14 protein-coding genes and 1 tRNA gene are annotated in these 13,591 nt (G+C 64.0%); 4 read left to right on the top strand and 11 right to left on the bottom strand.

What is annotated here, in order from left to right; translation table 11 throughout:
* Nucleotides 1–2: 2 nt before the first annotated feature.
* The gene (gene panE / locus NLM27_RS33520; protein WP_254147347.1) at nucleotides 3–926 is read left to right on the top strand and encodes a 2-dehydropantoate 2-reductase; all 924 of its coding nucleotides are present in this window, start codon (nucleotides 3–5) and stop codon (nucleotides 924–926) included.
* An 84-nt stretch (nucleotides 927–1,010) separates the two neighbouring features.
* On the opposite strand, the gene NLM27_RS33525 is transcribed toward panE, so the two are convergent.
* From NLM27_RS33525 to NLM27_RS33540, 4 genes are all read right to left on the bottom strand, one after another.
* The gene (locus NLM27_RS33525) at nucleotides 1,011–1,604 is read right to left on the bottom strand and encodes a cytochrome c (protein ID WP_254147348.1); all 594 of its coding nucleotides are present in this window, start codon (nucleotides 1,602–1,604) and stop codon (nucleotides 1,011–1,013) included.
* Between the two features lie 212 nt (nucleotides 1,605–1,816).
* Nucleotides 1,817–3,097, bottom strand: a complete 1,281-nt coding sequence (locus NLM27_RS33530) for a sorbosone dehydrogenase family protein (RefSeq protein ID WP_254147349.1) — start codon at nucleotides 3,095–3,097, stop codon at nucleotides 1,817–1,819.
* 378 nt (nucleotides 3,098–3,475) lie between these two features.
* A complete protein-coding gene (locus NLM27_RS33535; RefSeq protein ID WP_254147350.1) occupies nucleotides 3,476–4,462 on the bottom strand; it encodes an NAD(P)-dependent oxidoreductase in 987 nt (328 codons plus the stop codon).
* Between the two features lie 91 nt (nucleotides 4,463–4,553).
* A tRNA-Gly gene (locus tag NLM27_RS33540) sits at nucleotides 4,554–4,628 on the bottom strand.
* A gap of 275 nt (nucleotides 4,629–4,903) precedes the next feature.
* Here NLM27_RS33540 and trxA point away from each other — a divergent pair.
* Both trxA and NLM27_RS33550 read left to right on the top strand, forming a co-directional pair.
* Nucleotides 4,904–5,824, top strand: a complete 921-nt coding sequence (gene trxA, locus NLM27_RS33545; protein ID WP_254147351.1) for a thioredoxin — start codon at nucleotides 4,904–4,906, stop codon at nucleotides 5,822–5,824.
* A 105-nt stretch (nucleotides 5,825–5,929) separates the two neighbouring features.
* Complete coding sequence (locus NLM27_RS33550; RefSeq protein ID WP_254147352.1) at nucleotides 5,930–6,607, top strand: LON peptidase substrate-binding domain-containing protein; 678 nt, start codon at nucleotides 5,930–5,932, stop codon at nucleotides 6,605–6,607.
* 12 nt (nucleotides 6,608–6,619) lie between these two features.
* On the opposite strand, the gene NLM27_RS33555 is transcribed toward NLM27_RS33550, so the two are convergent.
* The 7 genes from NLM27_RS33555 to NLM27_RS33585 form a co-directional block, all read right to left on the bottom strand.
* Nucleotides 6,620–9,121, bottom strand: coding sequence for an EAL domain-containing protein (locus NLM27_RS33555; protein ID WP_254147353.1), 2,502 nt, complete (start codon nucleotides 9,119–9,121; stop codon nucleotides 6,620–6,622).
* A gap of 197 nt (nucleotides 9,122–9,318) precedes the next feature.
* Nucleotides 9,319–9,912, bottom strand: a complete 594-nt coding sequence (locus NLM27_RS33560) for a cytochrome b/b6 domain-containing protein (RefSeq protein WP_254147354.1) — start codon at nucleotides 9,910–9,912, stop codon at nucleotides 9,319–9,321.
* A gap of 71 nt (nucleotides 9,913–9,983) precedes the next feature.
* Nucleotides 9,984–10,262, bottom strand: coding sequence for a PepSY domain-containing protein (locus NLM27_RS33565; RefSeq protein WP_254147355.1), 279 nt, complete (start codon nucleotides 10,260–10,262; stop codon nucleotides 9,984–9,986).
* A gap of 226 nt (nucleotides 10,263–10,488) precedes the next feature.
* Nucleotides 10,489–11,301, bottom strand: coding sequence for an SDR family oxidoreductase (locus NLM27_RS33570; RefSeq protein WP_254147356.1), 813 nt, complete (start codon nucleotides 11,299–11,301; stop codon nucleotides 10,489–10,491).
* Nucleotides 11,302–11,304: 3 nt separating this feature from the next.
* On the bottom strand, nucleotides 11,305–11,751 hold the full coding sequence (locus tag NLM27_RS33575) for a PaaI family thioesterase (protein WP_254147357.1): 447 nt from the start codon (nucleotides 11,749–11,751) through the stop codon (nucleotides 11,305–11,307).
* Nucleotides 11,748–12,551, bottom strand: a complete 804-nt coding sequence (locus tag NLM27_RS33580; protein WP_254147358.1) for a crotonase/enoyl-CoA hydratase family protein — start codon at nucleotides 12,549–12,551, stop codon at nucleotides 11,748–11,750. The genes NLM27_RS33575 and NLM27_RS33580 overlap by 4 nt, the downstream gene beginning before the upstream one ends.
* 41 nt (nucleotides 12,552–12,592) lie before the next feature.
* On the bottom strand, nucleotides 12,593–12,943 hold the full coding sequence (locus NLM27_RS33585; protein WP_254147359.1) for a hypothetical protein: 351 nt from the start codon (nucleotides 12,941–12,943) through the stop codon (nucleotides 12,593–12,595).
* 106 nt (nucleotides 12,944–13,049) lie between these two features.
* Between NLM27_RS33585 and NLM27_RS33590 the strand changes: the two genes are divergently transcribed.
* A complete protein-coding gene (locus NLM27_RS33590; protein ID WP_254147360.1) occupies nucleotides 13,050–13,589 on the top strand; it encodes a TetR/AcrR family transcriptional regulator in 540 nt (179 codons plus the stop codon).
* Nucleotides 13,590–13,591: the final 2 nt, after the last annotated feature.

Below are 13,591 nucleotides of genomic sequence, written 5' to 3' on the forward strand. Positions count from 1 at the left end.
CCATGCGTATCCTCGTGGTCGGCGCCGGCGCCATCGGCGGCTATTTTGGTGGCAGGCTGTTGCAGGCCGGCCGCGACGTCACCTTCCTGGTCCGGCCGCGCCGCGCCAGCGAGCTCGCCAGCGCCGGTCTCGTCATCAAGAGTCCGAACGGCGATGTGACCTTGACGAATCCGCCGACCGTGCAGGCCGACGCGCTCAAGGACAAGTTCGACGTCGTGCTCTTGAGCTGCAAGGCGTTCGACCTCAACGACGCCATCAAGTCGTTCGCGGCCGCAGTCGGGCCTGATACGGCGATCATTCCGATGCTGAACGGTATGAAGCATCTCGACGTTCTCGATCAGACATTCGGCGCCCAACGCGTGCTCGGCGGCCTCTGCGCGATCGCCGCGACGCTCAACGAGCAGCGCGAAGTGGTGCAGCTGCAGCCGATGCAGTCGATCAATTACGGCGAACGCGACGGCAAGCTGTCGGACCGCGTCAAGGCCATCGACGAAGCCTTCAAGAGCGGCATCAATGGTGCCACCGCCAGCCAGAACATCATGCAGGACATGTGGGAGAAGTGGGTGTTCCTGTCTTCGCTTGCAGCATCGACCAGCCTGATGCGCACTTCCGTCGGCAACATCCTCGCCGCGCCCGGCGGTCGGGATTTCCTGCTCGGCATGCTCGATGAGACCAGCGCGATAGCCACTGCCTCGGGCTATGCGCCGGGCGGGCCATTCTTCGAGCGGGTGAAGGGCAATTTGACCGCCGAGGGCTCGCCGATGACGGCGTCGATGTTCCGCGACATCAAGGCGGGCCTGCCGGTCGAAGCCGATCACGTCATCGGCGATCTCATCGTACGCGCCGACGCTGCCAAGGTGCCCGTGCCGAAGCTGCGCATCGCGTACACGCATTTGAAGGCGTATGAGAAGCAGCGGGCCGGGTAGCGGCAGCCACACATTCGGTGTCGTCCCGGGGCGCGCACAGCGCGAACCCGGGACGACAGCGGAGCTTGTGGCAGCAGCTCCGCGCTACTTGAAATGCGCGAGATAGTGCGAGACGGCGGTGATCTCCTCGTCGCTCATGTGATAGGCGACGTCGGCCATCGCAGCGCCACCGCCGCCGACGCGCTGGCTGCTCTTGTAGTCGCGCAGCGCCTTGACGAGATATTCCTCGCGTTGACCCGCGAGCCGCGCGACGGCCTTGGTGCCGGCAAAGCTATCCGTGTGGCATGAGGCGCAGCGGCGGCCGACGGCAACCTGCGCGCCTTTCTTCGACAAATCCGGGTCCTTGTCCTCTGCCGCCTTCGGCGGCGTCAGCGCGGCGAAGTAAGCACCGAGATTGCGGATGTCCTCGTTGGTGATCTCCTCGACGATTGGCTGCATCTGGTCGTTCTTGCGCGAGCCGGCGCGGAAGAACACCAGCTGCCACTGGATGAACTGATCGGGCTGACCGGCGAGCGAGGGAATGTTCTCGGTCTGCGAGATGCCGTTCTCGCCGTGACAACCGGCGCAGACGGCAACCTTTTCCTTGACCGCGGCATTGTCGGCGGCGCTTGCGGAGAGTGCGCCGAGCGTGACGAGCGCAACCGCGCTGATTGCGTGCGAGATGAACTGCCGGCGCATGATTGGGATTCCGATCTATCGACTGCGTCATTCCGGGGGCGCGCCGAGCACGAGCTATGATGCTCAATTGCGCATCCGAGAATCCATAACCGCGACTCGGGGTTATGGGTTCCGGACTTGCGCTGGCGCGCAATCCGGAACGGCGGCATTGGCTTTGAAAACGAGAGAGGCTGCGACCGTCACCCGGTCGCAGCCTCCTTTCTCTTGTCGCGCTACTTCTTGCTGTAGCTGATGCGATAGATCGCGCCGGCCCAATCGTCGGCGACGAGGATCGAGCCGTCCTTGTCGAGCAGGATGTCGTTGGGACGGCCGAGATAGCCCTGGTCGCCCTCGATCCAGCCGGAGGCGAACACCTCCTGCTTGGCGTTCTTGCCGTCGGGCCCGGCGGTGATGCGCACGATGCGGCCGCCCTGGTACTTATGCCGGTTCCAGGAGCCGTGCTCGGCGATCAGGATGCTGTTCTTGTACTCGGCCGGGAATTGGTTGCCGGTATAGAACTTCATGCCGAGCGGCGCCACGTGAGCGCCGAGATTGAACACCGGCGGCGTGAACTCCGAGCACTTGTGGCCCATCGCGAACTTGTCGTCGGGCAGATTGCCCTGGTGGCAATAGGGATAGCCGAAATGCTCGCCGATCTTTGAGATCATGTTGAGCTTGTCGCTCGGCAGATCGTCGCTGATCCAGTCGCGGGCGTTCTCGGTGAACCAGAATTTGCCGGTGCGCGGATCGACGTCGCCGCCGACCGAGTTGCGGACGCCGAGCGCCCAGACTTCGGCGTTGCCGGTCTTGGGATCGACACGCCGGATCTGCGACACGCTGGTCGGCGGGATGCCGATGTTGAAGGGCGGTCCGAACGGCAGGAAGAACCAGCCTTCCTTGTCGACCGCGATATACTTCCAGCCATGCGCGGCATAGGACGGCATGTCGTCATAGACGACCTTGCCCTCGCCGGGATTGTCGAGCTTGTTTTCGATGTCGTCGTAGCGGATCAGCTTGTCGACCGCGATGACGTAGAGCGCGCCATCCTTGACGGCCAGACCCGTGGGCATGTTCAGCCCCTTGAGGATGGTCTTGACCTCTTTCTTTCCGTTGTTGTCCTTGATGGCATAGACGTTGCCGAGGCCGAACGAGCCGACGAACAGCGTACCCTTGTCACCCCAGGCCATCTGTCGCGCGGCAAGAACGCCGGGCGCATAGACCTCGATCTTGAAGCCCGGCGGCAGCTTGATCTTCTTCATCATCGCCGCGAGCTCGGCCTCGGACGCGCCGGTCGGCGGACCCGAGGGCGGCGCCAGGCCCTTTTGCGCCTCGGTCTCGTCGCCAAGGAACCAGTCATCCGGCGGATGCGTCCAGAACTCCTTGGTGCCGGATTCGTATTTCTTCAGCGCCCGGTTCTTGTCCTGCTGTTGCGCATGGCCAGCGCTTGTCCCCGCGAGAAGGGCAACCGCTGCAAGCGCCAGGACGGATTGAAAGACGGATCGATGGAATTTCATCGCGTCACTCCCCTAAGGCAGCCGTCAGGGCTGCACGTTATTTTGTTTTCTAGTCGAGAGGCGAAGTTGGACGTCTGTCAGGGCGACAGACCCAAAAAGGTTAGCACATCTGCGAACGGTGAGAAGCGCGCCGCATGCACCGCGGTCGCGCTCAATAAAAATTGAGACGGAGTGTCAATGAGGGCGAACGCCGCGACGACAACGCTCTCGCTGCAGCGCGGAATCAAATGGCCAGTGGATCGTTTGTGGCGGCACGAGGGGCGGGGCAAACAAAAATGCGAAAACAACCCCATGCACAGTAGAACGGCTCAGGCCAGCGCGCTCCCGGCGACACCAGACAGACATTTGAAGCGTCGAGCAAAATTGCGATCGCGGCGCTTACGAGGTGACGGGGTAGGGCCCATCGTCGAACACCGTGTCGTGATAGCCTTTCGCCCCGATCTCGCGTGCCAGCGTGCTGCGAAAATCGCGGTCGCCCTGCAGGCTGCGCAGCACATGCGCGAAGTCGAATTCGGGCCGCCAGCCCAGCTCGCGCCGCGCGCGCTCGTTGACATAGACGCGGTCGATCGCGGGGAAGAGGCGCCAGGTGTGCGCCGCAAAGAGCTGCGCACAATCCGGATAGAGCTCGCGCACGACCCCGGCGGCATCGCGCGCGAGCGCTGGGAGATGGCGTTGCTCGAACGGGCTCGTGGCCGAGACGATGTAGCGGCCAAACCCGATTCTGGGCGCACGCTCGGCGGCGAGCAGATGGGCGCTCACCGCGTCCGCGATATCCAGCCGGCGATACAGCAGCTCGTTGGCCTGCGCGTTGTCCAGCGTGTAGGCCGACCGCATCGCCGGATCGTCATCGTCCTCCGGAAAGAAGCGCGAGGTCCGCAAGACGACGATCGGCAGACCGCGCTCGCGAAAGAACAGCTCGCAGAGGTTCTCGGCCATCAGCTTGGTCGTGCCGTAGATGTTCTTCGGCACCGGCGGCAGGTCCTCGGTGACCCACACGGCCGCCTGTCCCGCCTCGGGGCGGAGCTGCGAGCCGAACGCGCTGGTGGTGCTGGTGAAAACGAAGCTGCGCACACCGGCCGCCACGGCAGCCTCGAGCAGGTTGAGCGTGCCTGATACGTTGGTGTCGACGAAGTCCTGCTTGGTATGGGTCGCCACATGCGGCTTGTGCAACGTCGCGGCGTGGATGACGGCGGAGACGCCATCCATCTGGCGCCGCACGAAGCCTGGGTCGACGATCGAGCCGGCGGCATCGGTGAAGGGCGATTCCTTCAGATCGACCCCGCGCACGGGCGAGCCGCGCCCACGCAGGGTGCGGAGAATGGCTTCGCCGAGATGGCCGGCACTGCCGGTGACCAGTATCGTCATTGCATGGCCCAAGACAGTAAACCCAAGACAGCCGCCAGCAGCGTGGAGAACCACGGCCTGACCCGGTTTGGCTGGATGCTCTGGGAAAAATTGGAGCGGGCGAAGGGGCTCGAACCCTCGACCCCGACCTTGGCAAGGTCGTGCTCTACCACTGAGCTACACCCGCATCCTGTGTCGGTCGCGTGACGCGCCGACAACGGCTGTCGTATGCCAAAAGCGGGAGGGGAATGCAACAGCTACCGGCGGCATAGATTCGCAATCCGAGGCCCCAGATGGAGCCCGGATGCGACCAAATCGCCCGAAAACACCCCGGAACCGGCGAATCAGCCGCGATGGATTGAAATTCGGCCGTCCCGGCCCAATTTAGGAGCCGACAGCGCAGCATATGTATTGGCGACGTGCTAAAGAGCCGCCATTCCAGACATCAGACGAGGGGATCCCGTGACGATCATCGACCAGGGTAATGGAGCGGGCCCGGCTGCGGCCGATCTGATCAAGGACACCACCACCCAGACCTTCGTGAAGGACGTCATCGAGGAATCGAAGCGCCAGCCGGTGCTGATCGACTTCTGGGCGGAGTGGTGCGGCCCCTGCAAGCAGCTCACCCCCGTGCTGGAGAAGGCGGTCAGGGCCGCCAAGGGCAAGGTCAAGCTGGTCAAGATGAACATCGACCAGCACCCGGCGATCCCGGGCCAGATGGGCATCCAGTCGATCCCGGCCGTGATCGCCTTCGTCAACGGCCAGCCGGCCGACGGCTTCATGGGCGCGGTGCCGGAGAGCCAGCTCAACGCCTTCATCGAAAAGCTGACCAAGGGCATGACCGCCCCGGGCGAGGTCAATGTCGCCGAGATCGTGCAGGAGGCCGACGCCGTGCTCGCCGAGGGCGACGCGGCTGCCGCGGCCCAGATCTACGCCGAGGCGCTCCAGCATGATTCGACCAACATCGCGGCGCTTGCCGGCCTTGCGAAGTGCTACGCCGTGTCCGGCGCGATGGAGCAGGCCAAGCAGACGCTCGCCATGGTGCCGGAATCCAAGCGCAACGATCCCGCGGTGAAGGCCGTGCAGACCGCGATCGATCTCGCCGAGCAGGCGGAATCATTGGGGCCGGTGACTGAGCTCGAACAGAAAGTCGCCGCAAACCCGCTCGATCATCAGGCCCGTTTCGACCTTGCGACCGCGCTCAATGCCCAGGGCAACCGGGCGGCCGCGACCGAGCAGCTGCTCGCGATCGTCAAGCGCGACCGCAAATGGAACGACGACGGCGCCCGCAAGCAGCTGGTGCAGTTCTTCGAGGCCTGGGGCGGCACGGATGATGCGACCGTCGAGGGACGCAAGCGCTTGTCGACCATCCTGTTTTCGTAAGGGCCCTTTTTGAGCATGATCTGTTCGGAAAACCGCTCCACACTTTTCGCCAAAGCGGTCCTTCGGATCCGGATCATGCGCTAGCAAGGCCAGGGGACCGGGCAGATGCCGATCAACATCGAATATCGCGGCCCCGCCAGCCTCCCGGAGATCATTCCGGTCTTTCCGCTGCCGGGCGCGCTGCTGCTGCCCCGCGGCCAGATGCCGCTCAACATCTTCGAGCCGCGTTACCTTTCGATGGTCGACGATTCCTTCCGCGACGGCCATCGCCTGATCGGCATGATCCAGCCCGATGTGGCGCACTCGCCGAAGAATTCCGACAAGCCGGCGCTGTTTCGTGTCGGCTGCGTCGGCCGCATCACCCAGCTCGCCGAGTCCGGTGACGGCCGCTACATCCTCGAGCTCACCGGCGTCTCGCGCTTCAAGGTGGTCGAGGAGCTCGACGTGCTCACCGCCTACCGGCAATGCAAGGTGGATTTCTTCACCTTCGTCGACGATTTCACCGCGCGCATGGGCGAGGACGAGGTCGATCGCGAAGCGCTGCTGGCGGTGCTGGCGGACTTCCTGAAGGCCAACAACCTCAAGGTCGACTGGGAAGGCGTCGAAAGCGCGCCCAATGAGGCGCTGGTCAACGCGCTCGCGATGATGTCGCCCTATGGCCCCGCGGAAAAGCAGGCCATGCTGGAAGCGCCCGACTTGAAGACCCGCGCCGAGATCCTGATCGCGGTCACCGAGATGGACCTCGCCAAGAAACGCACCAGCGGCGATCCGCCGCTACAGTGACGGCCTGGATGCTCAAGCAGCGCAGACGACTACTCCGGCATCCCGCCGCAGCATTCTGTCGATGTCGGATGCAGGCATCGGCCGGCTGAAATAGTAGCCTTGGGTTTCGACGCAGCCCTCTTCACGGAGGATGTCCAGCTGCTCCTTCGTTTCGACGCCTTCGGCGGTCGTCGTCTTGCCGAGGCTGACCGCGAAACGAACCACCGCTTGCGCGAGATGGCGCGCCTCTGCTCTCGCGCCGGATAGATCGTTGACGAAACTTCGGTCGATCTTGATCTTGTCGAACGGGAATCTCTGCAGAAAGCTCAGCGATGAATAGCCCGTGCCGAAATCGTCCAGGGCGATTCGCACACCGAGCTCGCGCAGCTCAGCGAGGACTGCGAAAACAGCTTCGCTATCGTGCATGATCACCGTCTCGGTGACCTCGAGCTCGAGCCTGTGCGCCGCAACTCCCGAACTCGCGAGCGCGCCGATAACGACTGGAACGAGCTCCTTGCTCCTGAATTGAGCGGGAGACAGGTTGACCGCGATCCTGACATGCGCAGGCCATTTGGCGGCTTCCGCACAGGCTGTCTTCAAGACCCATTCTCCGAGCGGCACGATCAGGCCGGTCTCCTCCGCAAGCGGGATGAACTCGTCCGGCATGACCAGGCCTCGCTGCGGGTGATGCCAGCGCAGCAGGGCCTCGAACCCCTCGGTCTTGCCCGTCGCAGCGCTGACGAACGGCTGGTAGTGGAGCTCGAACTGACGGCCGGCAAGCGCATCACGCATGTCGCGCTCCAGGTTGCGTCGCGCATGCATGAACTCGTCCAACTCCGGCTCGAAGAAACGGAATGCACCGCGCCCACCGCTCTTGGCCGAGTAGAGGGCGAGATCGGCGCTCTTCATGATCACGTCGGAATCGTTGCCATCGCGCGGTGCGATGGCGATGCCGATGCTGGTGCCGACGGTGACCTGATGGTCGCCGAGATCGAAGGGTTCGCAAAGCGCCTTTCTGATGTTCTCGGCAAGGGCGGCGGCCTCCACCGCCGGGTTGGTCACGTAATCGATCACCGCGAACTCGTCGCCGCCCAGTCGAGCGATCAGCGCGGTTTCGGTGGTGCATTCGCGCAGGCGGGCAGCGACGGCGCGCAGCAGGGAATCGCCCGCCGGATGTCCAAGTGTGTCGTTGACTTCCTTGAAGCGATCGAGGTCGAGCATGAGCACGGCGAGATCGACGCCGCCGTTGCGCGTAACGGCAATGGCATGCTCCATCCGCTCCCTGAGCAGCACGCGATTTGGCAGATCGGTCAGCGCATCGTGCTGCGCCATATGAGTGATCTTGGCCTCGGAGCGGCGTTGCTCGGTGACATCGAGATGCGTGGCCACCCATCCGCCGCCGGCCATTGGCTGTCGCGTCACGCAAATCAACCGACCATCCGCAAACTCATCGATCCTGCTGGAGACTGCATCGAACGGCAACGCGGCCAGTTTCGAGCTGAATCGCTCGGCAGCTCCCTCGCTCGAGTCGCCCTTGAGGATTCCCGTAACGATGCGGTGCCTGATGATGTCGGCGTGCGATGTCCCCGTCGTCAGCAGTTCCGGCGGCAGCTGATAGAGTCGGGCATAGCGCTCGTTGCAGACGACGAGCCGCTTCTCGCCATCAAACATGCAAAGGCCCTCGACCATGTTGTTGATCGCGGTGTCCAGCCTGAACTTCTGTTCCTGCAATTCTCTTTGCGAACCTTCAAGCTGCCGCCGGGCGATCGAAAGCTGGTTGATGATCTCCTCGAATTTGCTGGTTCGGCTTGCCAGGCGGCGGTCGGCCATGACGCCGATCAGGCTCATCCCGAGGATGGATAGCGCCACGCCAGCAATGGCAAGGGCCAGGAAAGCCGGCGAAAGCGACAGGGCATCAGTCGAATGCGTCGGATCTGGAACGATCTGCACGGCGCCCATGGCCGTGAAGTGATGCGACACGATAGCGAGTGTCAGCAGGACGGCCGCCGTCAGGGTGCCCCAGGAGTCCTGGTACCTGATCGCGACGGCGAGGGCGGCATAGCCGAGGAACATGCCTAGAATGACCGAGACGATCACGAGGTCCAGCGACCAGGCGACGTGGCCCGGCACTTCAAGTGCCCACATTCCGAGATAGTGCATGCTGGCAATGCCGCCGCCGATGATGACGCCGCCTGCCGCAGCACGCCACCGGCCGGAAGCCCCGACGGCGACGCCAAAGCCCCCCGACGTCAGAAGCATTGCGGTCGCAAGCGAAAGCGCGGTCAGCGTGATGCCGTAGCCAGTCGTAACGCCGGGCTCGTAGGCCAGCATGGCGACGAAATGCGTCGCCCAGATTCCATATCCGATGGCGGCGCCGGCAATCGCGATCCAGATCAACCGTGTCCTTGCGCGCGCCGCGATCGCGCGATGGAAGATGCTAACCGCGACGATGCTCGCGACGAAGCAGACCACGCCAGCGAGCAGGACGAGCCGCCAATCGTGCTCGACAGTGAGGCAGGAAAAAACGCGGAACATCCAATATCGCTCCATCGCCAATGTGGTCGATGGTGGACGGGCTAAGCGTTGTTCGTGTTAATTTCGTGCAATGCCCGGTTGCATGCTTAGCGGCACGTTAACGCTGCCCGCGCAATTCGATTTCCGGAACATTTGTGGTTGAGGTAGCCCCACCGACGGCAAGTGGAACGCACAACGTCTGCAGTGATCAACCACGTCTAGGGGCGATTGCGGATGTGCTTGCGGCCGGTGAGCATCGCGCGGATCAAGTTCTCGCGCTGGAGGATCCCCATCAGCACCACGCCGAACACGTGCAGCACGACCAGGACGATGACAGCATCCGACGAATAATGGTGGGTGTCCTCGACCCACCAGACGCCGAAGAAGGTGACGGTCACCGACATCGCGCCCGTGATCGTTGACACCGCGAGCGAGACCAGCAGCGCCACCAGCATCAAGGTGCCGGCGGGGTTGAGCCCGATATAGCGGCCGGTGATGCCGCGGCGCAGATTCCGGAGATAGCCAGGCGCGGCGCGTAGCCTGACGCCGACCATCCGGAAGCGGGAATAGCGGCTGCCCGTGAAGCCCCAGACCAGGCGGAAGGCGAGAAGGCCGATGACTGTATAGCCGACGATGCGGTGCAGGTCGTCATAGACGGGCGGCGTGAACCACGCGATCAGAACCGAGATCGCGAGCAGCCAGTGCCAGAGGCGCAGCGGAAGGTCCCAGACCGCGACCGTCCGCGAAACAATTCGATGCGCGGGGGTCCCGTCGGACGCCCCGCGCGTTTGTCGCACCGCTTCTTCCATCAAGCCCGTTTCGCCTTGGGGCTCACGCGCAGTTCTTGGCCCAGGTTTACTTGACGCAGCTTACTTGACGCAGACTACTTTGCGATCGTGTGCTTCAGGCTGAGGTCTTCGGGGCTGTAGAACAGCTCGAAGAGCTTGCCTTCCTTAACGCCGTAGACCTCGTAGCAGGAGCCTTCGATCTTGGAGCGTCGCACCTCGTAGCCGGCCGCCTTGGCCTTGGCTTCGGCTTCGCTGGCCGGCTTCCACGACGCCTTGTCGAGCTTGGTGCAGTCCTTGAACCCGTCGGCCATGGCCGACGATCCCATGCCAATCCCGACCGTCAGTGCAATGGCAACAACACGAATGACCTTCACGAACGTCTCCTCCTCTGTCGTGTGCGCTGTGTGTTCAGCGCGAAGCGCAGCCGAAGGAAGCAAAGGCGAACGTGAAGTCAATCCGGTTCGGGGGTGACCGATTTTAGATTCGTTCTAACGGCGGCCAAAACATCAGCGCGCTCCGTGATCCGCACGGATTCTGAAACGCCTCTGCGGCCTTACGCCTCACGGTTGGAATATGGCCCATCAGCCTCGCCGATTGCCCCTAGGCGGTACCCCGCGCCTCCGGATAATGGCGCCGCAGCCAATCTGCCCAGGTCAGATCTCCCCGTACTCCCTCGCTGACGACAAAGCCCATGCCACGTGCCTTCGCCTCCGAAAGATCGACCGGCAGGATTTTCCGGTGCAGTCTCCTTGCATTCTGATACGCGCGGGCAAGGGCGACGAGATCGAGATCTTCGGGGCCGCCGATCTCCGCGCGCTCGCCGCGCTGCCCGTCGAACGCGCAATTCATGATGTGGTCGGCGACATCAGAGGTATCGACGGGATTGAACCGCGTCGTCGGCACCGGCCACACCGGAAGCCAGCCGAGGCCCGAAAGCAGCTTGTCGAGCAGATAATAGAACGGCATCGCGCGAACGACGGACCAGGACAAGGCGGATGCTCGCACCAGCCTTTCGCCGGCGAGCTTGACCCGCGCGTAGGGCAACGTTGCTTCGTCGAGGCCAACGATCGAGATGTGCAGGAAGTGCCGCAGCCCGGCCTCCTCACTGAGCGACAGCAGCCGCGCCGTGCCTTCGACATCGACGGCAGAAGGCGACCTGAAGAAGTCGATTGGGCGGATACCGCCACGCCGCGCGATCGGCGAATAGGTCGCTGCATTGATGACCATGTCGACGCCACGTAGCGCTTCCCGCAGTCCGGTGCCTGTGGCGAGATCACCGATTGCCCATTCGACGTCGGTCCGAGCGCCGGACGATCGCGCAAACACCCGGACGCGATGCCCGGCTCGCGACATGCGATCGACGATATCGCGGCCGAGATGACCTGTACCTCCGGTGACGAGTGTCAGAGCCATGCTTCAACTCCCGCCGTTCCTGCGCGGCAGCTCGCCGGTGGGGACGAGCACGGTCTCGCCGGTCGCGACGAGCGCCAGATCGTCCTGCTCATCAGCCGCAAAGAGCTCGGCGCGGGCGAACACCTGCCTGCGCCCGGCGCGGAGCGTCATTCCCTTGGCGACGAAGTAACGGCCAATGGCCGGCTTCAGGCAGTTCATCGAGAAATGCGACGCGGTGACGGCGCCCACGAGCGTCGCTGCAGCGAAGCCACAGGCGGTATCGAGCAGGGCCGCGATCAGGCCGGCGTGAAGATGTCCGGAATATTGGGTGAAGTCGTTGCGCCAGTTCATGCGGATGGTCACCCCGCCGTCGCCGGCTGCGACGACTTCGATGCCTGCAAGGCGATTGAACGCCGCGGATTCGTTGACCGCGTCGAGTGCTTGCAGGTCGAAGCCGGGTGGCTCGCTCATGCGTGGCTCCATCGCGGCGTGCAGTCCTCGAGGTTGCATCTGACGGCCTCGATATGGTTGGGCGTACCAAGCAGCGCGGCCTGTTCGGCAGTCTCCGCGGCAAGTCCCCTCGCCACGCCTGAGGTCGCGGACAGGTTCAGCAGGCGCTTGGCTGCACGGATGGCATCGGGGCTACGGCCCGCAATTTCGCGCGCCATCGCGAGCGCTGCCACCACTGGGTCATCGGCAAGCCGGGTGGCGAAGCCGTAGGCAAGCGCTTCCTCGGCCGAAAAGACGCGCCCGGTATAGGTCAGCTCACGCACGACGTCCTCGCGGGCGAGGTTGCGCATCAGCTGCGTCCCGCACATGTCGGGCACGAGGCCCCATTTGGTCTCGATGATCGCAAGCTTTGTCCCGGGCGCGAGATAGCGCAGGTCAGCCCCCAGCGCGAGCTGGAAGCCGCCGCCGAAGGCCACGCCGTGGACCGCGGCGATCACCGGCACCGGCAGCTCGCGCCACAGCCAGACGAGGTGCTGGGCATAATTGGCGATGCCGTGGGTCCGGCGCGTCAGGTCGATCGGCGGGATCAGCGGCTCGCCATTCGCGGTGGCGAGCAGGCGGTCCAGGTCGAGGCCCGCGCAAAACGCGCGCCCTTCGCCGGATAGGACCACGGCGCGGACGTCCTTGCGCGCACCAAGCTGCGTGCCGGCCTCGATGATCGCCTCGAACATCGCGGGGTCGAGCGCATTCATCTTGTCCGGACGATTGAGCCGGAGATGAGCCGCACCTTCCTCGATGGTCAGCGATACGCGATTTTCCATGACACCGCTCCGATTGGATGGGTGGCTCGTCGTTGTGACATTCAGTAACCGGCGACCGTCATGACGACGACGGCACTCAGCGCCATCCAGCCGAAGTGGCGGCCGCGCGTGGCCCATGCATTGGCGAAGGCGGAGAAGCCGAACACACAGGCCATGGTGACGACGATCCAGTGGCGCGCCGGCTCCGATCCCATCCAGGGCACCCCGATCAGGAGCACACCGCCGCCGATCCAGGCCACGGTCGAAGCCTGCCAGACCAGGCGGATCAGGGTCCGGAGCCGTTCCGGCTCGATACGGGCGCGGGCAAAAACCTTGGTCTCGCCGAGAATGCCATGGACGAGGGCCACGGCGATGGTCAGCACGCCGGCACACTGGAGCAAGAGATCGCGCATCGCCAACTTCCCTGAAGCTCAGTCCATACACCTATGTATGGAGAGATAGGCGCTGGCTCGCTGCCTGTCAATACACTAGTGTATGGTCGAACTTGGGGAACCGAACATGACCGAACAGCTATCCGCCGAGGACTGGATCAAGGAGGGGCTGAAGGCGCTCGCCAGAAGCGGCTTCACGGCGTTGAAGGCCGATCCGCTAGCCAAGCGCATGGGCGTGTCGCGCGGCAGCTTCTACTGGCATTTTGCCGATCTCGGCGCCTTCCACGCGGCCTTGCTGCAACGCTGGCGCGAGATCGCAGCCGAGCAGATCATCGCCGATGTCGAAGCCGAGCGGGGCGATCCGCTGCAGGCATTGCTGCGCCGGACCTTCAGCGCAAAGCTCGACCTCGAGCGAGCCGTGCGCAACTGGGCCGCGTTCGAGCCGTCGGCGCAGGCCGCGGTGCGCGCCATCGATCGCCGAAGACTCGACTATATCGAGGACATGCTCGGCCGGCGCGGCCTTGCGCCGGCCGCTTCGCAGGCGCGTGCGCAAATCCTGTACTGGACTTTCCTCGGCTTCGCGCTTTCGGGAACGGCGCGGCCCACGGCGCGGTTGGAGACACTGCTCGACGAGATCTCGTCCATGGTTTCGGCCCCCGCCGGATAGCG

Origin of the sequence: Bradyrhizobium sp. CCGB12 (genome assembly GCF_024199845.1) — a bacterium.
In the GTDB taxonomy this organism is placed as follows: domain Bacteria; phylum Pseudomonadota; class Alphaproteobacteria; order Rhizobiales; family Xanthobacteraceae; genus Bradyrhizobium.

Bases quoted from the DNA above. Each gene is read 5' to 3' on its own strand.
- panE (WP_254147347.1), top strand. From the start codon at position 3: ATGCGTATCCTCGTGGTCGGCGCCGGCGCCATCGGCGGCTATTTTGGT.
- NLM27_RS33525 (WP_254147348.1), bottom strand. From the start codon at position 1,604: ATGCGCCGGCAGTTCATCTCGCACGCAATCAGCGCGGTTGCGCTCGTC.
- NLM27_RS33530 (WP_254147349.1), bottom strand. From the start codon at position 3,097: ATGAAATTCCATCGATCCGTCTTTCAATCCGTCCTGGCGCTTGCAGCG.
- NLM27_RS33535 (WP_254147350.1), bottom strand. From the start codon at position 4,462: ATGACGATACTGGTCACCGGCAGTGCCGGCCATCTCGGCGAAGCCATT.
- NLM27_RS33550 (WP_254147352.1), top strand. From the start codon at position 5,930: ATGCCGATCAACATCGAATATCGCGGCCCCGCCAGCCTCCCGGAGATC.
- NLM27_RS33555 (WP_254147353.1), bottom strand. From the start codon at position 9,121: ATGTTCCGCGTTTTTTCCTGCCTCACTGTCGAGCACGATTGGCGGCTC.
- NLM27_RS33570 (WP_254147356.1), bottom strand. From the start codon at position 11,301: ATGGCTCTGACACTCGTCACCGGAGGTACAGGTCATCTCGGCCGCGAT.
- NLM27_RS33575 (WP_254147357.1), bottom strand. From the start codon at position 11,751: ATGAGCGAGCCACCCGGCTTCGACCTGCAAGCACTCGACGCGGTCAAC.
- NLM27_RS33580 (WP_254147358.1), bottom strand. From the start codon at position 12,551: ATGGAAAATCGCGTATCGCTGACCATCGAGGAAGGTGCGGCTCATCTC.
- NLM27_RS33585 (WP_254147359.1), bottom strand. From the start codon at position 12,943: ATGCGCGATCTCTTGCTCCAGTGTGCCGGCGTGCTGACCATCGCCGTG.
- NLM27_RS33590 (WP_254147360.1), top strand. From the start codon at position 13,050: ATGACCGAACAGCTATCCGCCGAGGACTGGATCAAGGAGGGGCTGAAG.